General features: G+C 42.7%; 19 protein-coding genes and 2 pseudogenes. 15 read left to right on the forward strand and 6 right to left on the reverse strand.

Features of this window, described 5'->3' with window-relative positions:
* Positions 1-11 precede the first annotated feature (11 nt).
* From ACE1SE_RS08790 to ACE1SE_RS08805, 4 genes and pseudogenes are all read left to right on the forward strand, one after another.
* Positions 12-2,045: pseudogene (locus ACE1SE_RS08790) on the forward strand (type VI secretion system Vgr family protein).
* 5 nt (positions 2,046-2,050) lie between these two features.
* Entirely contained in the window at positions 2,051-2,845 is a 795-nt protein-coding gene (locus ACE1SE_RS08795; RefSeq protein WP_374053499.1) for a DUF4123 domain-containing protein, read from the forward strand.
* Positions 2,846-2,860: 15 nt separating this feature from the next.
* Positions 2,861-4,804 carry a Tle2 family T6SS lipase effector gene (locus tag ACE1SE_RS08800; RefSeq protein ID WP_374053500.1) on the forward strand — a complete coding sequence of 648 codons (1,944 nt, stop codon included), beginning with the start codon at positions 2,861-2,863 and terminating at the stop codon, positions 4,802-4,804.
* Positions 4,785-5,555, forward strand: coding sequence for a hypothetical protein (locus ACE1SE_RS08805; RefSeq protein ID WP_374053501.1), 771 nt, complete (start codon positions 4,785-4,787; stop codon positions 5,553-5,555). The genes ACE1SE_RS08800 and ACE1SE_RS08805 overlap by 20 nt, the downstream gene beginning before the upstream one ends.
* 297 nt (positions 5,556-5,852) lie before the next feature.
* Here the strand turns inward: ACE1SE_RS08805 and ACE1SE_RS08810 are convergent, their stop codons facing one another.
* Entirely contained in the window at positions 5,853-6,950 is a 1,098-nt protein-coding gene (locus ACE1SE_RS08810; protein WP_374053502.1) for an ISAs1 family transposase, read from the reverse strand.
* Positions 6,951-7,050: 100 nt separating this feature from the next.
* On the opposite strand from ACE1SE_RS08810, the pseudogene ACE1SE_RS08815 reads away from it, so the two are divergent.
* The 5 genes and pseudogenes from ACE1SE_RS08815 (at position 7,051) to ACE1SE_RS08835 (ending at position 11,149) form a co-directional block, all read left to right on the forward strand.
* Positions 7,051-7,850: pseudogene (locus ACE1SE_RS08815) on the forward strand (IS630 family transposase).
* Positions 7,847-9,106: a phospholipase effector Tle1 domain-containing protein gene (locus ACE1SE_RS08820; RefSeq protein WP_374053503.1), complete on the forward strand. Its 1,260-nt coding sequence runs from the start codon at positions 7,847-7,849 to the stop codon at positions 9,104-9,106. The pseudogene ACE1SE_RS08815 and the gene ACE1SE_RS08820 overlap by 4 nt, the downstream one beginning before the upstream one ends.
* A 91-nt stretch (positions 9,107-9,197) precedes the next feature.
* A complete protein-coding gene (locus ACE1SE_RS08825; protein ID WP_374053504.1) occupies positions 9,198-9,812 on the forward strand; it encodes a DUF2931 family protein in 615 nt (204 codons plus the stop codon).
* 92 nt (positions 9,813-9,904) lie between these two features.
* Positions 9,905-10,852, forward strand: a complete 948-nt coding sequence (locus ACE1SE_RS08830) for an IS110 family RNA-guided transposase (protein WP_374053505.1) — start codon at positions 9,905-9,907, stop codon at positions 10,850-10,852.
* A gap of 228 nt (positions 10,853-11,080) precedes the next feature.
* The gene (locus ACE1SE_RS08835; RefSeq protein WP_374053626.1) at positions 11,081-11,149 is read left to right on the forward strand and encodes a tail fiber assembly protein; all 69 of its coding nucleotides are present in this window, start codon (positions 11,081-11,083) and stop codon (positions 11,147-11,149) included.
* Between the two features lie 161 nt (positions 11,150-11,310).
* Here the strand turns inward: ACE1SE_RS08835 and ACE1SE_RS08840 are convergent, their stop codons facing one another.
* On the reverse strand, positions 11,311-11,811 hold the full coding sequence (locus tag ACE1SE_RS08840) for a phage tail protein (RefSeq protein WP_374053506.1): 501 nt from the start codon (positions 11,809-11,811) through the stop codon (positions 11,311-11,313).
* Positions 11,812-11,974: 163 nt separating this feature from the next.
* On the opposite strand from ACE1SE_RS08840, the gene ACE1SE_RS08845 reads away from it, so the two are divergent.
* Both ACE1SE_RS08845 and rnd read left to right on the forward strand, forming a co-directional pair.
* Positions 11,975-12,214 (forward strand): hypothetical protein, encoded by a 240-nt coding sequence (locus ACE1SE_RS08845; protein ID WP_374053507.1) that lies wholly within the window; start codon positions 11,975-11,977, stop codon positions 12,212-12,214.
* 70 nt (positions 12,215-12,284) lie between these two features.
* On the forward strand, positions 12,285-13,445 hold the full coding sequence (gene rnd, locus ACE1SE_RS08850; protein ID WP_374053508.1) for a ribonuclease D: 1,161 nt from the start codon (positions 12,285-12,287) through the stop codon (positions 13,443-13,445).
* A 178-nt stretch (positions 13,446-13,623) separates the two neighbouring features.
* Here rnd and minE read toward each other — a convergent pair whose 3' ends face one another.
* Genes minE through minC form a run of 3 tightly spaced genes read right to left on the reverse strand, consistent with a single transcriptional unit; the run spans position 13,624 to position 15,416 of the window.
* On the reverse strand, positions 13,624-13,893 hold the full coding sequence (gene minE / locus ACE1SE_RS08855; RefSeq protein WP_047770052.1) for a cell division topological specificity factor MinE: 270 nt from the start codon (positions 13,891-13,893) through the stop codon (positions 13,624-13,626).
* Positions 13,894-13,896: 3 nt separating this feature from the next.
* The gene (minD, locus tag ACE1SE_RS08860) at positions 13,897-14,709 is read right to left on the reverse strand and encodes a septum site-determining protein MinD (protein WP_189758435.1); all 813 of its coding nucleotides are present in this window, start codon (positions 14,707-14,709) and stop codon (positions 13,897-13,899) included.
* Positions 14,710-14,732: 23 nt separating this feature from the next.
* Positions 14,733-15,416 (reverse strand): septum site-determining protein MinC, encoded by a 684-nt coding sequence (minC, locus tag ACE1SE_RS08865; RefSeq protein WP_374053509.1) that lies wholly within the window; start codon positions 15,414-15,416, stop codon positions 14,733-14,735.
* 159 nt (positions 15,417-15,575) lie between these two features.
* Between minC and ACE1SE_RS08870 the strand changes: the two genes are divergently transcribed.
* The 4 genes from ACE1SE_RS08870 to ycgN are packed head-to-tail and all read left to right on the forward strand — an operon-like array spanning position 15,576 to position 18,139.
* Positions 15,576-15,857, forward strand: coding sequence for a YcgL domain-containing protein (locus ACE1SE_RS08870; RefSeq protein WP_374053510.1), 282 nt, complete (start codon positions 15,576-15,578; stop codon positions 15,855-15,857).
* A gap of 46 nt (positions 15,858-15,903) precedes the next feature.
* Positions 15,904-16,989: a lytic murein transglycosylase gene (locus ACE1SE_RS08875; RefSeq protein ID WP_374053511.1), complete on the forward strand. Its 1,086-nt coding sequence runs from the start codon at positions 15,904-15,906 to the stop codon at positions 16,987-16,989.
* A gap of 37 nt (positions 16,990-17,026) precedes the next feature.
* Positions 17,027-17,683, forward strand: coding sequence for a fumarylacetoacetate hydrolase family protein (locus tag ACE1SE_RS08880; protein WP_374053512.1), 657 nt, complete (start codon positions 17,027-17,029; stop codon positions 17,681-17,683).
* Between the two features lie 18 nt (positions 17,684-17,701).
* On the forward strand, positions 17,702-18,139 hold the full coding sequence (gene ycgN, locus ACE1SE_RS08885; RefSeq protein ID WP_374053627.1) for a cysteine cluster protein YcgN: 438 nt from the start codon (positions 17,702-17,704) through the stop codon (positions 18,137-18,139).
* A 634-nt stretch (positions 18,140-18,773) separates the two neighbouring features.
* On the opposite strand, the gene ACE1SE_RS08890 is transcribed toward ycgN, so the two are convergent.
* Entirely contained in the window at positions 18,774-19,769 is a 996-nt protein-coding gene (locus ACE1SE_RS08890; RefSeq protein ID WP_374053513.1) for a 2-hydroxyacid dehydrogenase, read from the reverse strand.
* Positions 19,770-19,825: the final 56 nt, after the last annotated feature.

The following is a 19,825-nucleotide window of genomic DNA, read 5'->3' on the forward strand; positions in this document are numbered from 1 at the left end:
AAGGAATAAAAATGAAAAGTGGATTACGTTTTACCTGCCGTATCGCGGGTGTACCGGAAGACACCTTTGCGGTTGGTGATTTTTCTCTACAGGAAGGGTTATCCGAACTCTTTACCCTCAATCTGACACTGGTCAGAACGGGCAACCCGAATCCGTTTAAACCACAGGCGGAGATTGATTTGGCCTCGCTGCTGATGCAGGAAGCGGTACTGCAAATCTTTCACGGGGCAACCGAGCAACGCAAAATCACCGGCATCATCTCCCATGCGGATTAGGTGGGCACCGATGGTAATAAGACAATCTATTCCGTCACCGTGCGGCCTGCCTGCTGGCGGCTGACGCTCAATCAGGACAGCCGGATTTATCACCGGCAAAATGTGCCGGCCATTTTAAACAGCCTGCTGAAAAAACATCGGGTAAAAGCCGATTCAAAACTCTACGATGCGCATCACGACAGGGAATATGTGACCCAGAAACGGGAATCCGATTATGATTTTTTCAGCCGGTTAGCCGCGGAAGAAGGTATCAGTTTCTGGTTTGAGGATGAAACGCTGTTTTTCAGTGACAGCCATCTGGGCATGACGGCTGGCTTGCCGCTGCAATACCAGCCCCAGCCGGAAACCGCGCACGGGGTAGATACGATTTATCAGGTACGGTTAGGCGTCGGCATGAGCCCGCAACGCAGCCTGCACAAAGATTTCAACCCGGAGAACCCGCGCTATCATCTCTCCCATATGCACAGCAGCGAAGGCTTTCGTGACTTCGGCAACCAGACCCCTTACACCGTGTTTGAAAGTTACGGGCGCTTCCAGAAAGATACCGCCGCCAAACCGTTTTTAAAATACCGGCAGGAAGCACTGGACAACCAGAAACAAACCGGCAGCGGTAGCAGTAACTGCATCAAACTGATGCCAGGTAAAATCTTCGAGATAAAAAATCATCCCCATAAACTGCTTAATGTTCGCTGGCAGGTAGTCAGTATCAGCCACCACGGGCGCTGCCCGCAAGCATTGGGAAATGATGCCGGTGAAGGCACCACACTTTCCAACCAGTTCAGTTTTATTTCCGGTCTGGATGATTATCGTCCGCCTTTCCACTACAAACCGCTGGCAGATGGCGATGAAACTGCAATAGTGGTCGGGCCGGAAGGCGAAGAAATCTTCGTCAACAAAGACGGCGCAATTAAAGTGCATTTCCACTGGAACCGCTATGACCAACCCGATGATGGTGCGTCGTGCTGGGTACGTGTGGCACAGGGCTGGAACGGCAACGGTTTTGGCTTTATGGCCATCCCGCGTATCGGACAGGAAGTGATTATTTCCTATCTCAACGGGGATATTGATCGGCCGATTGTTACCGGCTGTGTTTATAACGGCCTGAACCGCCCACCGCTGGATTTACCGGCGCAGAAGACCCGAACCACCTTTAAAACCAAAACCCACAAAGGCAAAGGCTTTAACGAACTGCGTTTTGAGGATGCCAAAGACAGCGAAGAAATCTATCTCCACGGCCAGAAAGACCTGACCGCGCATATCGAAAATGATGCGTACTGGCATATCAAACATGACCAGAAGAGCCGTATCGATAACAACCGTTACCACGATATTCGTGCCGATGACCATCATCAGGTCGCCGGTTCGCGCAAAATCACCACCGAAGGGGATGTGTCACACCGGATTGCCGGCAGCCAGCATACCCAGACCGGCGATGCGACCGTCATTGACAGCGGGCAGGAAATCCACCTGAAAAGCGGCGGCAAGGTCGTACTGGAAGCTGCAGCAGAAATCACGCTGAAAGTGGGCGGCAGTTTTCTCAAAGTCACACCGGCTGGCATTCTCTGCTCACCGATTAATGTCGGGCAAGGTTCAGGCGGCAGCGGGCGCGGGGTTTCACTACAGCTCCCAGAAGGAGTAGCACCGCTCGCACAAGTAGGGCAACTCCCGATGGCGGAAGCACTCCCGGCAACTGAATTTCCGGTGCAACCGGCTTGTGCAGAACTGGCGCAACAGGATGCCAGTTTAGTCATTAAACCTGTTAAAGAGTAAACACAATGGAAAGAGCTATCACCATGGAGAGCACAGGAACCGCAATAAGTTGGCAAGTCTGGCTGAATGAACCTAATACAGCGCCTGTATTCTTCATTCTCAATTCACTGGCTAAACCGAATCCTGTAGAACCATTTTACCGCCATGACTGGGTTGAGCAGGCATTTCCGCTGTATAGCGGTACTCCGATGCGCAATATGTTGAAACAGAGTCCGTGGTTGGTACAACCGAAGGCTAATCAACTCGCTCAGATAGGGAAAGCACTGGATCACCATGAACTCAGTGACAACAGTTGGGGTTGGGCTTACCGCAGTCATACACCGTGGCAGGAACAACTTAGGCACTGGCAGCAACGACAATGGGTCATGATGAATGGCGAGCCGGTACTGTTCCGCATGATGGATGCACGGATATTGGGTGTCCTCGTGCCCGCCTTTACGCCCGGCGACTGGTCACTGATGCTGTCACCTGTCACAGAACTGATGATAGACAGGCCGCAACCGATGAGGTTTTGTCGTCCCGAAGCGTGTGGCGAAGGTAACAGCGAAATCCCGTTTACATTGGGTGATCATTTGCTGGCAGTCTGGTTACATTCTCCCTATGGTCTGCTGGCCTTAAGTAGCTCCCTCTATAATGATTTATGGGAAAACCACGGAGAGATGGCGAGGCAATTAGATCAGCCTGAAGGCAGTTTAGAACCACGGATTGAGCAGTGGTTGAGACAAAAGCTGGAAGCCGAACAACGTATTGAAAATATATCCAGTCAGGATTATTTGTTAGCGATGGAACAAGAAAAATAACAGGAGCACCTATTTATGAGTAATGCTAATTCGGTTTATTGTCCTAATTGCCCGGGGTTAAAGAACAAAATAGAAATTCAGCTTGTTGATGAACACAATAAACCCATTTCCAATATGCCCTATATTTTAAAAAATAGTAAAGTTGAGCGTAAGGGAATGACGGATGGAAACGGAATGATCCGAGAAGAAAAATTGCTTGCTTCTCCTTTACGTTTATTTCTCAGTGGGCAAAAACTTGCAGATGAGATGGAGGCACGACCATTGCGAACATTGCGTGGTGAGCCTGATTCAATAGTAAAGCCAGATGCCGAATCCAAAGGTTATTTTTATCGTTATGCTGTCATTGGTGAGTTGTGTGACAAAGCCCCTAATATTGCAAAGTGGGAACAAGATAAGTTTGGGCTACCTTACTACCATTTTCCGAAAGAAGATGAATTTAAAGGATTAGAGTTTTACGGTGAGAATTTTAATCAACGTCATGTGATTGAGGTCTGTCCGTTTAGAGCATGGTCTTTAATCCTAAAACATACACCAAACTACGATATAGTGAATGCGTATAACCTAGGACTCATGTCACTGTTGGTATATAAGGATGAAGTGATGGTTAACCCAGATTCTCCTGATATTAATATGAGGAAATTTATTAATACTCCCGATACGATCACTTCTTTTTTCTACCAGCAATGCTTTGACTTATCAAAATCCCCTGTTATCAATGATCATTCCGTTTATCCCGCGATTGTAAACGATGTACCCTTTAAAGAACGTTATCGACCGGCAATATTCCTGGATGTTAAACAAGTGAAAACGACTGAAACGTTTGAGCATGATACTCAAATGTTTTTTGTTGAAAATGAAACGCAAATTATTGCGGCATGGAGAGGGACGGCAAGCTCGAGAGATGCGCTGACGGATGGGACTTATCGCCCTATTCCATGCCCAGAGAATATTCTTCCCGGTGGAAAAGCCAAGGTTCATAAGGGCTTTTTAGAAGCGTATCAGTGCATGGAGAAATATTTTATAAATAGAATTAAAAGTATGAAAGATAAATCATACTCTGGGATTAAAAAGTTATATATCTGTGGGCATAGTTTAGGGGGGGCACTCGCTTTATTACATGCCACAGAGCTAAGAGATCATAACCCGCTCCTTTATACGTATGGAATGCCACGAGTCCTCACTGGAAGTGGCGTTAAAGCCTTAACGTCACTGAACCATTTTCGTCATGTTAATGATGCCGATACCGTAACGAGTGTGCCATTTGATACCAATATGGATAACTGGTTATTTGAAGTTTATGGGCCACTAGGAACCATTTTTGGCTTTAGCTGGACTTTGGCAACATTACCAACCATTCCAATACAAAAATCTCTCCCCGAGATTGGTGAGGTATATTATCACCAAGGAAATACCGTGAGCTTCTTTCAGGCGAGACAAATCGGTGAAGAAAGAATTCCAAGTAAGAATGGAATCGGTTTTACGGGCAAAAAAAGATGGCGTATGAATGGCATCTATAAGTTTTATTTAGTTCCGAACATAGCTAATTCATTAGATAAAGGGCTAGAGAATGAACAACAGGAATATGTGGACTCATTAAAGGGAGATAAGTCTGTTATCGATGAAATATTTCCACAATGGAATAATCCTGATTTAGATACGATTATGACGACGGCAACAGACCACTTTATGGGCAGTAAATATCAAGCCATTATAAATAATCAATTGCTCAGTTTCTTAGAGCCAACGAAAACGCCTAAGCTAATAGCTTCAAAAGAGAAATTTGATGAATTAATACATCATCAAGATGCCTCTCCACTGAGTGCAAAACGTAACACTACTTTTATGGCACTCGAAAATAAACTGCACGATGTTTTTGAACAAGATGTTAACCAAGATGAATTATTGAAACGCGCTCTTGAGCGATACAAGGAAAACACCCATGAAATCTCTATGCAATAAAAGCGTATTATCCTCCCTACTTGCTGTGTTTTTCATACAAGGATGTGCGCAAAGCGGATCATTCTCTCCCCCGATTAATGGAGAGAATGTTCATTTTATGGCAACGATTCAGGATGAGTTAGATGCCTTACCCATTTCAGCCATGTATCGTTCTGAAATTTGCCGCAAAAAACAGCTAACCGCGAATATGAAATCGTATTCTATTCCGGGTTTTCATCATGCTACTTATCCACTATCAATTGGTCTGGCAAATCAAGTTGAGGTCAGTGTCCCTAAGGAGGGAGGAGGGAAGTGTGATTGGAAACTGAGTAATATCACTTTCGAAGTGAAGCTGAAAGATACGTCAACAATTGCTCCTCTTATTGACGATAATTTTGGATTTAAAACGACATTTGTTATTGATGGTAATGCACCACAAGAGTTCGATGGTGGATATATAAAAAAAACAGGTAATTTAAATGAAGAAATTATTTTATTTCCTTTACTAAGAGAAAGGTTTTTTGGGGATCATAGTAAATCATTTTATTTGATAGGAAAATATGATGTTATGACATATAAAATGAATAATGGTAGAAAAATTTATCTTAATGTCTTATATGAAAAAAACTTTTTGACTTATTGGCAGGGAGGGAAAAATAAGGATAGGGAAACATCAATGACTTATCCTGATGGAACAATAATTTACAATGGTGATGTAACACCAGAGTTTGATAAATTAATGCGTATTCTTGAATCAAGAAACAGCAAATAGACTAAGATGTAGTCATTCAGATTTAATCTGGCAGTCGCCCACTTTGATTTAGTGCCTGTCAGATTAAATTCGGAACGCCTAAGCTAATAGCTTCAATAGGGGCATTTGATGAAATAATACATCATAACGATGTCTATCTGAATTATTGAAATACGCTCTTGAGAGATATATCAATCGTCATTGAAGATGCTTGATTTCTTATCCCAACCCGATCATGCTTACAACCATGAAAATTCATCTGACACCAGAACAAAAACGCGCCCTTGAATCAGGGCGCGAGCATACTTTGATTGACATCTATCCAAAGAACACTTGTGCACGATAATCATCACTCCAGCCTGCTTTTTTGAGTTTATTTCTTTGGCTGGGAGCACCACAGTCACATTGTTTTACCATATTCAATACGATGCGCCGGAATAACGCTAAATTTTCAATGGCTCCATCCAGAACAATGCCTGAATAATCCTCTTTAAAAACCACATCAAGGATATCATGCAGGCTATTCTCAATCCGCCAATGCTGGCGAATGTCGTGTCCTAATAACTTGTGCCGGGGAGGCAGTGAACTGATATAGTAGGACGTATCTACTGTGCCTTTGCCGTTTTCTGACCGATGCCGTTCAACCGCAATGATACTGCGAATGGTTGGCCATTTTTCTGCCATTTCAGGCGTAAATTGAGGTTTGAGCTGGAACACATAGCGCTCTTCCCTATGTCCATGCGCTTCTTGCTTAACTTCAGTGACAATCTGTTCTTTACCTGCATCAAACACCGATTGAAATTGTGACTGGACAGCAGCCCATAACTTAGGCTGATTTTTCTTCACCTGAACAACGACATGCGCTTTCTTTTCACTGATTTTTTCCCGTGTTTCACGCTGACAATGCCGGGCATCCAGTGTCACAATACTGCCCTTCAGATTAAGGATATCCAGCATTTGACGAACAACATGGATTTCCCCGTTTTTTGTAGCGGTGGCTTTCTGGCTCAACACTAATCCTTGTTCGGTGTCATACGCCGTGACCAGCTGGATAGCATTTTTCTTTTCATTCCGGTAGGCCCGTCTCAGGACTTTGCCATCAAAGGCGATGACGGATTTACCGCCCAACTCACGTTGTTCATTAACCCAATTCAGTAACGCTTCCAGTAAAGAATCCAACTCGATAGCCCGCAGTATTCTTGCAATGGTATGTCGACAGGGTATTCCATGAGAAAAAGTCCGATATTCTTTTAACCACTTAATTTTGGCTTGGCCATAAGTCTCAATGTCTTGCCAACCTTCAGCTCCCGCCATAATGGCACTGACAACGAGGAAAATAATATCAACCAAATCGTATTGGCGATTAATATCAGAGCGGGTTTCTTTCACAACGGATAAGTGTTCAATCAGAGTCATAGGTCAGCAATGAGAAGGAAAATAAATCTCATTAGATCATGTCATTTGCCTTCATTCAAGAAATGCTAAAAAAGTATGCCCGCACCCTGCCCTTGAATTGATGCATGATACCACTCGAGACAGTCGAGTCTGTGATCGCATCAAGGCCGTGCTTTTGGCGTCAGAGGGCTGGACAGCTCAGATGATTGCACAGGCCTTACGTATTCATGAGAGTACGGTAAGCCGTCACCTCAAAGATTTCATCGCACAGGAAAAGCTCATTCCGGAAAATGGTGGCTCTGAAAGCCATCTCTCTGCCGAACAAACCGCCGCTCTGATTAATTATTTGACGGCGAATTTGATGCATACTACCGCCCAAATTATGGCCTATGTCCGGGCACGTTGGCAGGTTTCTTTCAGCGTGGCCGGCATGACGAAATGGCTTCACCGCCAAGGTTTCAAAAAGTCGTCGAAACCACCGGCAGTCGTACTCGTCTCAATATTCTGGGTGCCCTCAGTTTTCAACGCATTGAAGACACGGTGATCCGTGAGTATCCGAGTATCAATGCTGAAAACATCGCGTATTTTTTCGGGTCGCTCCGGGAAACTTACCCGCTTTCGCAAAAAATCCATATTATTCTGGATGGTGCGGGTTACCACAGAGCAGAGTTGGTGAAAGAGATGGTGTATGTCCTGAATATTGAATTGCATTACCTCCCGCCTTATAGCCCAAATCTCAATCCGATAGAGCGATTGTGGAATTATATGAATGAGCAAGTGCGTAATAATGTTTATTATCCGGATACGAAAACGTTTCGTGAAACCCTTCGTCACTTTTTTCATGTCACGTTGCCAGAAAAAGCGAAAGAATTGACGACTCGACTGACTGACAATTTTCAGATTTTAAAACCTGCATCTTGAAGTTAGATTGGTATAGTAATAATGAAATTAGTGAATTAAATCATACTATTAAAGTATATATTGACGGGATTGGCACTAAGTCAGGTGAATCCGATAGTGTTATTGGGTATGGGACAGGCAGAGGAGATACCGGTGTTGTCACTAAAACGGATATTGGTATAGAGAAAATAAAAAGTGCACTTACGGAATTTTTGAAAGAAACAAAGGATAATATCAGATCAATTCAGTTCGATATTATTGGTTTTAGTCGGGGAGCCGCATCAGCCCGTCATTTCGCTAACCGTGTTTTGAAACAAGATAAAGATTTGTTAACGGTATTTAATGGGTGCTTTGCTAAGTATCGTTATCTGGAGAACTCACGTTATCCTACCGGTAAGACCCGCTTTCTCGGTATCTATGATACGGTTACAGCAATTGCTGAAATGAACAATCTGCTCAATCCCCATAATTCTTCTGTGACGGGACCTGCTAATATATTTTTATCTCCTGATATTGCAAAAAGTGTTTTCCATATTACAGCGCAGAATGAATGCCGTTATAATTTTTCCTTAAACAGTGTAAAACCTCACTGGCCTGAACTTGAACTACCCGGCGCACATGCTGATGTTGGCGGCGGATATGATCCTGTGAGTGATGAAAATTTATGTATCACTCGGCCGAAGATGATGGAAGTATCAGGAATTGGAGTGCCTCCAGATAGTAATCTTTATGTTTATAAAAACACGCAAAAAGAGCTGGAGCAGTTAAAGAAATCCCCGACCATTGGCTCATTAGTCACAGATGAAAATGTTAAACTCATCACATGGCGTGATGAAAGTTCAGAATATGCTAAACGATCGGGTTCAACCAAGGTGATAGCAACAGCAGTACTTACTCGTACCATCCAGAATGATTGGTCTAAAGTGGGTATGTTGGTCATGCAGGATGCCGCCCAAGAAGCAGGACTGGTTTTTAATCAGCCAGACGATAAAGATAAAAATTATCAAATTCCAGCCGAGCTTCAGGCGATAACAAAAAAAGCTATTGCCCAGGGGCTGGCTATCAGACAGGGGCAGAAACCAGAGCCTTTTACTCAGGAAGAACTGACTCTGATAGGGTCTAAATATACTCATTTTTCAGCAAATTGGAACAATACGAAAACAAAAGATAATAACATGCAAGGGGATATTTTCCCGGCGGAAATTGCTTATGCGAATCGTCCTAATAGTAATTGGCGTAGAACTATTTTTGATAATAATGGCAAGGATATTTCATAATGAGAAACAAAAAAAATTAGCTTTGTTACTTAGCTTGGGCATGATATTCGGATTAGCGGCCTGTCAGTCATACCCATCCGGAAAGCGGGTAGTGACCTATAAACCCATTGTACGCAACAGTGAACCGTTACCTTATAAACGGTGGGAGTTTCAAATCAGCACTCCAGAATATTTCCCTGCTAGTATTAGTTTCGTTCAGTTTTTGGATGAAGACAATTATATTGTACAAAAATTTATGAATGATGGTGCTAATTCAAATTATTCCAGTGTAAATACTTGGGATAAACGGATTGGAGGAGTATCTGATGTTATTAAAAACCATGGTGAAGCCTTACCTCAGTCATTAATAATTTGCTGGGATTCAGTAATTGATAAAAAATCTTATCAGACACTATTTAAATTCTCGCCAGATGTAAGAAAACTGATGCGAGAGCCTGCTTTCTATCCTGGTTATGAGAAACAACCACCAGACTATCGAGAGCGAATTTTTATTGGTCTGGCTCCTGCTGGAACTGCACGTGCTTGGTTGCGGGGTATCGATAAAAACAATGGCGATAATATCTTAGTGGCCACGGGTGAATCAGTTTCCGGTGATAACATAACTATTTGCCGGGATAAAACAAATCATCCTGATGGTTATGGTGAATATTCTGAACGTATTAAAAACTTTATCAAAGGGAAAAAATACCCCTATGGAGAGTGGTAAAACGGTCTGTAGTGATGTGATGGACGTCCCCTTTTGCAGCAGCAAACAGTGCCATCTTTTTTCCGATGTACTGGATTTCGGGAGAACATCTCATGAATACGATCAAAGTGGTTGGTATCGACCTTGCTAAAAATGTTTTTCAAGTCTGTGTCTGGATGGACGATGGTTCTGTTACCTTGAACCGAAAAATCTCACGGCAAAAATTGCTTAATACTGTGCGCTCTTTTCCGCCTGGCACTGTCATTGCGATGGAAGCTTGTGCAACATCTCACTATTGGGGTCGAACGCTTCAGGCGATGGGATATACCGTCAGGCTTGTCCCTACTCAGCACGTCAAGGCTTTCAGTCATCATCAAAAAAACGATGCCAATGATGCGCTGGCTATTGGTGAAACAGCCTGTCGTCCCGGTCTTCATTTTGTTCCCGTCAAGACCGTGGAACAGCAAGATATCAAGGCACTGCGTAGTGTCCGGCAACTCATGGTGGAACAGCGTACCGCACTTGCTAACCAAATGCGGGCTTTTCTCGCTGAATCGGGACTGATTGTGCCTGCCGGCATTCAAAAACTTCAACAGCCTCTCCCTGATATTCTGGAAGATGACAGCACTAACCTGTCTTTTATACTGCGTCGTTTATTGCAGACCTTATGGGAAGAGATGCAGCATTTGAACACCGGCATTCATGACATGGATAACGGAATAGCGGCACTTTCCCGTCAGCAACCGGGTTATGAGCATCTGCTCACTATTCCCGGCGTTGGTCCTCTTATCGCGGCCGCCTTCGTGAGTGAGGTCAGTGCATCCCAATTTGCCAATGGCCGACAACTTCTCCGAACGTTAATCATTCACGGTGCCCGTGCCGTGATGCGTTGTGTTCAAAAACGGGATGATTATCTGGGAGAGTGGCTGAGAAAACTAATTGACCGGTGCGGGTTCATGAAAGCCACGGTGGCTTTAGCCAACAAACTGACCCGGATTATTTGGCGTGTTCTGCGGGATGACGTGGATTTTAATATGCAAAAAGCTTTTACTATCAATTAATTGAGTAACAAAAAATAGACGCATTATCGAGTTTGCAAACACTGATGAGAAAATGGCTCCCGCCCCTGTTAGAGCCTGCTCTTGACCAAGGTAGTGAGATACCGGTGTAGTGATAAGGAAACAGGGTGCGGATGACATCATGGCGCGGACAAATGAGTCCATAATGACGCCGGATATATGGTCGCAAACCGTATCAATTTAGTGCTTGCACAACCGGGGCGTCCATATATGGTGTTATTGAACCGTATAGATTGTTCGACAGCACCCAACATTGACTGGCCTAAAGCGCCAGAATAACAATCAGGGGCAGTGCGCCCCTTTCTGACATCCCCGAAGGCACCCGCTTAGATATCCGTGTTCAGATGCCGGCAGATTCGGTGTGGAATGTGAGGCAGGGGGAGGTGAATTCAGAGCCTTGATGATATGAAGAAGCCCTCGTGGATGAGGGCTTATGATTACTAAGCTGCCCTTACTATGTAATTGAAAGCTATATTGCGGGGGCGGGTTATACCTACGTATTTTTTATTGGTAGTCCAAGTTCCTGCTCTTTCTCCTTCTACTGCCCTGCCATTCAAGTGAATCTCTTCGGTCGGAATATCCCAATTTAAATCCTTACGATCATTAAGTGAAAAATTAACGACATTATTAGGTGGATCATAGATTTTCTGCACCAAATAAGAACCTTCTTGCCGCGATAAAACCTGTCTAGGCGTATCCACTCCTCGCTCATCATCCCAGCCTCGAATAAATTCTCCTCTTAAATCGGGTAGTACACCAGATGGGTAAGCAAGGGCAAGTTTTGGATATTTTACTGTATCAAATGCTTCACCATTACATTTAAGCCAGCCATCCGGTGGAATTTCTGACGGCCAAGGAACAGGAACACCAACAGGTAAAGCGGTGTAACCAAAGTCTTCCCATGATTGCTGTGTCGATACATCAGGTTTTTTATCTTGCATATTTATTCCCTCATTTCATCAACAATACAATTGCTAAGTAACATGAAGGCGGTGGGATACTTCTCCGCCTGTGAACATCAATAAAATTGGTTCATCAATATTGGAGAGCGCTACTTGATTAATATTTGATAGGTTGCATGTTTTGTTGGCAGGATGACATAAAATGACAGATGAGGAATTAATAGAATTTATCAAATGGGTAATACAATTCAACATGATAAAGGTGGGACTTCCCGCCTCTAATTCCTGCATAACACAGATTTTAGATGCGGGATTATCCCGTAGGTTAAAGGGCGGATTTTTGCCCTATAGTGATAAAGGTGGAGTGAATTTCTCAAAGTTGTGGCAAGTGAAAAGTATGTCTAATACTATAGAAACAGTTATTCGAGTAAAGGACGTTTGAGATTTTTTATTGTGTGTACATAACTGTGTACATCGTTATATTTTATTAGAATTTATGGTTATGTAACATAATGTATTTAAAGAATATTTTATTATCAAATTGTAATTATCAGTTGATTACTACCGATGCCCAATTGCAGTCAACCTGTGAGCAGGCAAAACAACATACAAGAATTGCACTAGATACCGAATTTGTGCGTACACGGACGTATTATCCCCAATTAGGTTTGATACAACTGTTTGACGGTGAACAGCTTTCTCTGATTGATCCCCTCGAAATTTCGCAATGGCAGCCCTTTAGGGAGCTATTGACAGATCCGAACGTATTAAAATTTATTCATGCTGGCAGTGAAGATTTAGAGGTTTTTAGTAATAGTTTCCAGTGCTTACCAGAACCCATGATTGATACTCAGGTATTGGCTGCATTTATTGGTCATCCTATGTCATGTGGCTTTGCGACATTGGTTGCTGAGTATTTGCATATCGAATTGGATAAGAGTGAATCCCGTACTGATTGGTTGGCTCGACCGTTGAGCGAAAAACAATGTCAATATGCTGCGGCAGATGTCTACTATTTATTACCGCTAGCCGATATCTTGATGGAAAAAACAGGGCAGGTGGGATATTTGGATGCAGCAAGAGATGAAAGTAACTTGATAGCACAACGCCGTAAAGAAGTATTGATGCCGGAATACGCTTATAAGGATATTGGTAACGCATGGCAATTGCGCCCAAGGCAATTGGCCTGTTTGAAAAAAATGGCGGCATGGCGCTTAAATCAGGCTCGTGAGCGCGATCTGGCGGTTAATTTCGTGATCCGCGAAGAAAATTTATGGCAGGTTGCCCGTTATATGCCAACTTCTTTGGCTGAATTGGACGCTTTGGGATTGAGTGGACAAGAAATTCGTTGTCATGGCCGTCGGTTGTTGGCGATGGTTGCGGAGAGCAGGAATATTCCAGCAGAAGAGTGTCCGGCTCAAATTGTGAATTTGGTTGATTACCCAGGTTATCGTAAAGCGTTCAAAGAAATTAAATCTTTGATCACTCAGGTGGGGAAATCCCATCATTTCAGTGCCGAACTGCTGGCTTCTCGCCGTCAAATTAATCAATTACTTTGTTGGCATTGGAAATTGAAAGCGCCGGAATATCAACCTGAGTTAATCAGGGGCTGGCGAGGCAAGTTGCTGGCTGAACCTATCGCTGAAATATTGGCAAATTATTCGCAGGAATAGCGTTGCTTTAATCACCATCATGGTTTTATTTATGACATGTAGTACTTAATATGTAAATTTAATTCCCTGCCTGATATATAGGCAGGGAAAATTGTCTTTACTTCCTGAGCTATTATTTAAATAACAAATTGTTTTACAAAAATCACCACTTTAAATTAAATAGCGTCGTTTGGTACTGCTATTTTGGCGATTCCTCAACCTCAGGTAATGTTACATTCAGTTCCAGTACAGAGATATCATCATTTTTTTGCTCAAACTGCACAGAAAGCATATCTGGATCGATTTGTACATACTTACAAATTACAGCCAGAATATCCCGTTTCATGTCGGGCAAATAGGCCGGCTCAGAGTCACCACGACGCCGCTCTGCCACGATGATTTGTAGCCGCTCCTTGGCGATATTGGCTGTCGGTTTTTTTCTCGACAGGAAGAAATCTAACAAAGCCATGTGTTACCCCCCAAACAGGCGTTTTAAAAAGCCCTTTTTTTCTTCTTCGATGAAACGGAAAGGCCGTTCTTCACCGAGTAAACGTAAAACAGTATCTTCGTATGCTTTACCCGCGTCAGAGTCTTTGTCCAAAATGACGGGTTCCCCTTGGTTGGATGAACGGAGAACAGATTGATCTTCAGGGATAACACCAAGCAAAGGAATACACAGAATTTCCAGTACATCTTCCATACTCAGCATATCGCCGCGGTTCACACGCCCTGGATTATAGCGCGTCAGCAGAAGGTGTTCTTTGATAGGTTCGTCACCTTGTTCTGCACGGCGCGATTTGGATGCCAGGATACCTAAAATACGATCAGAGTCACGAACAGAAGAAACTTCTGGGTTTGTTGTAATAATTGCTTCATCGGCAAAGTAGAGCGCCATCAATGCACCGCTTTCAATACCAGCAGGTGAATCACAGATAATGAACTCAAATCCCTGTTGATCCAATTCATTCAGAATCTTCTCAACACCATCTCGGGTGAGGGCTTCCTTATCACGGGTTTGGGAAGCGGGCAGAATATAGAGATTATCTGTGCGTTTATCTTTGATAATTGCCTGATTCAAGCTGGCGTCACCTTGAATGACGTTCACGAAGTCAAAAACTACACGACGTTCACAGCCCATAATGAGATCGAGGTTACGTAAACCGATATCAAAATCAATAACGACGGTTTTTTTTCCTCTTTGGGCGAGGCCGGTAGCAATGGCCGCGCTTGAAGTGGTTTTGCCAACGCCACCTTTACCAGATGTAACAACAATAATGCGTGCCATGAAGCGATTCCTTGTTATAAGGGCTAGACTAAAGTTTCAATAGTTAATTCATTGTTTACCAGACGTAATTTTGCGGCTTTGCCAACAAAATTTTCTGGAATTTTCTCGCTGAGCCAATATTGACCTGCAATAGAAGTAAGCTCAGCGTTTAAATGGGTGCAGAAAATCTGGCTTTCTTGATCACCAGATGCGCCTGCCAATACTCGTCCACGCAGCACACCATATATATGAATATTTCCATCAGCGATTAATTCTGCACCAGCGCTCACATTATTTGTCACAATAAGATCACTGTTTGGTGCATAAATTCTTTGTCCTGAACGAACAGGTGTATTAATTATACGAGTTTTTTTGAAAATAGGTTCAGCCGGTTTATTTTCTTGAGTAAGAACTTTCTGACTTTTACCTTCTTTCAATAAAGGAAATTCAGATTTTAGAACAACTTCTCGTTGTTCTTCGTTTTGACAACCACTGATGCCTACAATGCGCAATCCAACTGACTCGATAGCTCGGTGGAGTGCGAGGAGATCTGCATCAACAGAGAGAGCTGATATATTGATAACAACGGGCGCATTTTTCAGGAATTTGGGCGCTTGATCCATTTTTTCCTGCATAGCTTTATGAATAACTTCCGGCTGGTCATCATATAAATGAACGACCGAAAGCGTAAAATTACTGCCTTTTAGCTCAATTGGCGACTGTGACATCGATATTCTGACTCAGTAAGGTTAAGTTTCCCAAGGTAGTTTAACAAACATTTTCCTAAAATAGCCTCTGGGAGACGATATTCTTAAATATAATAAGCATGTTATAGTTAGTGAATTATTCAAGCAAGCCACAGAGTTAATTTAAAAGAGTTTATAACAATGATTTGTGTAATCTACAGAAGCCCAAAACGTGACCAGACATATCTGTATATTGAAAGAAGAGGTGATTTTTCGCGCGTTCCTGAAGATCTGTTAAAAGCATTTGGTGAACCTGAATATTCAATGATGATCTCATTATCTGAAAGAAAAAAACTGGCTAATGCTGATATTGAAAAAGTAAAAACCGCGTTGAGTGAGCAAGGTTTTTACCTGCAAGTACCACCGCCAGTGGAAAGTTTACTCAATGGGCATCTGGTATCAAACAAGCCATTTACACAATAAAAATCGCTTGCAACTGCCTGATTCTGAATTGAGGAGGAGCCGATTTATGAAATTAATCACTGGGCTAACTTTATTGACAGCAACTTTGCTGACAGGGTGTAGTACATTAAGTGATAAACAATTGTACCATCCATCCGTGTTAACTTCACGCTCCCAAGCTGAAGCCAGAGCATTGGAGCAGGATTTTCCGTTGAATACCCGTGAGCCATCACAGTTTCCCGCCTATGTGGCTTTGCTGAAACAGCAAGCCAAAGAGCAGGGGATCAGTGAAAAAACATTGAATCGGGCATTTGCCAATATCCGTTTTATTCCGCGCGTCATTAAAGCGGATCGTAACCAGCCAGAAAAAAAAGTGACTCTGGATGATTACCTGAACCGCGTCTTGCCAGCCTGGAAGATTGAACAGGGTGTTAAGGCATATGAAGATAATAAGCCCCAGTTAGAAAGGATCAGCCGCAAATACGGTGTACCCAAAGCCTATATTGTTGCTTTGTGGGGATTAGAAAGCGGTTTTGGCAAATTTCAGGGAAAAGAAGATGTCATTTCGGCTTTATCCACGCTGGCCTTTGAGGGGCGCCGAGAAGTGTTTTTTATAAAACAGTTACTGGCAGCGTTAGAAATAATTGAAAATCAATATATTGATGAAGATCAGACGTTAAAAGGCTCCTGGGCGGGAGCAATGGGGCAAAATCAATTTATGCCAACCTCTTACTTAACGTATGGTGCTGATGGCGATAGTGATGGCCAAATTGATATTTGGCACAATAAAGCAGATATCTTTGCCTCGACTGCCAATTATTTATATAAGGAAGGATGGAAGCAAGGCTTACCTTGGGGGTATGCCATTTCGTTACCTACAGGCTTTGATATCGCCTTAGAAGGCATTAAGCCCGAACAGGGGAAAACCATTGCCCAATGGCAGGCATTGGGGATTTCATCTCCACATTTTGCTAAGTTGCCTGCAAATACCAAAGGTTGGATAGTCATCCCTGATGATTCGGCCCAACGGGCATTTTGGGTGACACAAAATTTCCGCACTATCATGCATTGGAATCGTTCTTACTATTTTGCTCTCAGTGTTGGTATGATGGCGGACGGTATTATGCAACGTACTCATTTTCTCACTCGCTGAAAATCAGATCCTGAAAACAAGATAAAGGAACAATGTTATGTACCAGCATCAGGATTGGCAGGGTGTATTGTTAGATTTTCCTGCTAATAAGGTTGTTTGTGTCGGCAGTAATTACGACAAACATATGAAAGAGATGGGCTCCCAATCCACTGAAGAGCCAGTAATATTCATCAAACCTGAAACAGCACTGTGTGATCTGCGTCAGCCTGTTTTCATCCCACAGGAATTAGGTGCTGTACACCATGAAATAGAATTAGCTGTTTTGGTTGGTTCGTCACTTAAAAATGCCAATGAAGAGCGAGTCAGTCAGGCGATCGCAGGCTTTGCAGTTGCGCTGGATTTGACATTACGTGATTTGCAGCGTGAATTTAAACAATCGGGGCAACCGTGGGAAAAAAGTAAGGCATTCGATAGGTCATGTCCGATATCGGGGTTTATTCCTGTCAATGCTTTTGGTGATCCACAAAATGCCGAACTTTCTTTGACCGTAAATGGCGAATTGCGCCAAAACGGCAATACGAGTGACATGCGAACGCCTATCATCCCGTTGATTAGCTACATGTCGCGTTTTTTTACCTTACGTCCGGGCGATATTATCTTGACGGGAACGCCTGAAGGCGTAGGGCCATTGCAATCTGGTGATGTGTTAGATGTTTCTCTCAATGAGCACGTTTTGACAACCAGAGTGATTTAACGACGAGGAATGACAGAAATTATGTCTCAACCTTTCTGGCAGGTGAAAACCTTAGAACAAATGACAGATCAAGAGTGGGAAGCACTATGTGATGGCTGCGGTCAGTGCTGCCTGCATAAGTTGATGGATGAGGATACGGATGAAATTTATTTCACCAATGTTGCTTGCAATCAACTGAATATTAAAACCTGCCAGTGCAAGAATTATGAAGATCGTTTCAGATACGAGCCTGACTGTATCAAATTAACCCGTGAGAATATGAATACCTTTGAATGGCTGCCAAAGACGTGTGCTTATCGTCTGATTGGCGAGGGGGGAAAACTCCTTCCGTGGCACCCACTGGTCAGTGGTTCAAAATCGGCCATGCATGCGGAGCGTATTTCTGTCAGGCATATCGCTGTACGTGAAGTGGATGTGGTGGATTGGGAAGAGCATATCCTTAATAAACCCATGTAATTATCTTTTGTTTGATATAAAAGGGATTTTATATCATGCATTGGATGTTTAGAGCATGGCGTATGTGGGAAAATTTTATTAAATACAATACGTGATGATATCAAGAAAAATTGTGCACATTTATTAAAGTTGCTTTTACTATAATTACAAGCGTTCATTATTTTTTTGCTGCTAAGCATTCTGGAGCAGAAAACTTTTATTAACATGAACAATTACTATATAACGATTATTGTCCGAGGAAGAAATAAACCAGGTTAAGAATGAATAGGAATAGATAAGCTATTTAATACTAACTATCATCTTACCCTTAAGGATGGCTAAATTTAACGAATATTATGGGCGGCATTATTTCTATGCTTCTTTATATATGGACTCAGCAGAGGACAGGAGACGGGGTTTTGGCTGTTAATTTCTTACGATGAAAACAATGATCAGTATTATATATTCAACACCTATTATAAAGAATTTTTGTATGCCAGTACTCAAAGCAGACAATTAATTTTATCATAAAAGACTCACGAACAGAATACATTGTGTTCGTGAGATTTGTAGCATTGTATTTTGGTTAAAAGGATTATCCAGTTAATATTGAGTAATCATAACCGTAGAAGCGGTTGTTAGTGATTATTGAAAGTTATTCAACAAGATTTGGACAAACCTTTCCAGAAACTAATTGCTGAATATTTTGCAAAGTTGTTTCACTGATACTGGTTAAGGCGTCTTCGGTTAAGAATGCCTGATGGCCGGTGAATAGCACATTATGGCAAGAAGATAAGCGGCGGAAGATATCGTCTTGAATAACGTCATTTGATTTATCTTCAAAGAATAAATCTCTTTCATTTTCATAAACATCCATGCCTAGTGCGCCAATTTTTTGTTGTTTTAGAGCATTAATAGCAGCCACAGAATCAATTAAGGCACCTCGGCTGGTATTGACAATCATCACGCCATCTTTCATTTTGTTGAATGCTGTTTCATCCAATAAATGGTGGTTTTCTGGTGTCATGGGGCAATGCAAGGAGATTACATCCGATTCCGCATATAAAGTATCCAGATCTACATATTCCACCCCCATATTCAAGGCTTCAGGATTGGGATAGGGGTCATGTGCCAGTAAACGCATACCAAAACCTTTCAAAATTCGCAAAGTAGCAATACCAATTTTTCCTGTTCCGATAATGCCCGCGGTGCGTTTATACATGTTAAAACCAGTTAACCCTTCAAGAGAAAAATTGGCATCGCGGGTACGTTGGTAGGCGCGGTGGATACGTCGATTAAGACATAACATCAATCCAACAGTATGTTCAGCAACGGACTCAGGAGAATAAGCAGGCACTCTAACAATCTGGATACCTAATTCCTTCGCAGCATCCAGATCGACATTGTTAAACCCAGCACAGCGTAGTGCCAGGATTTTGATGTTCATTTCTGCCAGTTCTTGCAGCACTTCCCGACCACCATCATCATTGACGAAAATGCAGACAGCATCTGCACCAACGGCATTTTTGGCAGTTTGTGGACTTAAAGGAAAATCAAAAAACTCGATATGATAATCAAAGCCAAGTTTTTGGTTGAGCATTTCAAAATGCTTACGGTCATACTGCTTTGTACTGTAAACAACCAGTTTCATAACAACATCTCCACTATACAGTCACTATAGAATCATTCGAGCCTGCAAAAACTGCC

The sequence above is a fragment of the Xenorhabdus taiwanensis genome (genome assembly GCF_036512875.1).
In the GTDB taxonomy this organism is placed as follows: domain Bacteria; phylum Pseudomonadota; class Gammaproteobacteria; order Enterobacterales; family Enterobacteriaceae; genus Xenorhabdus; species Xenorhabdus taiwanensis.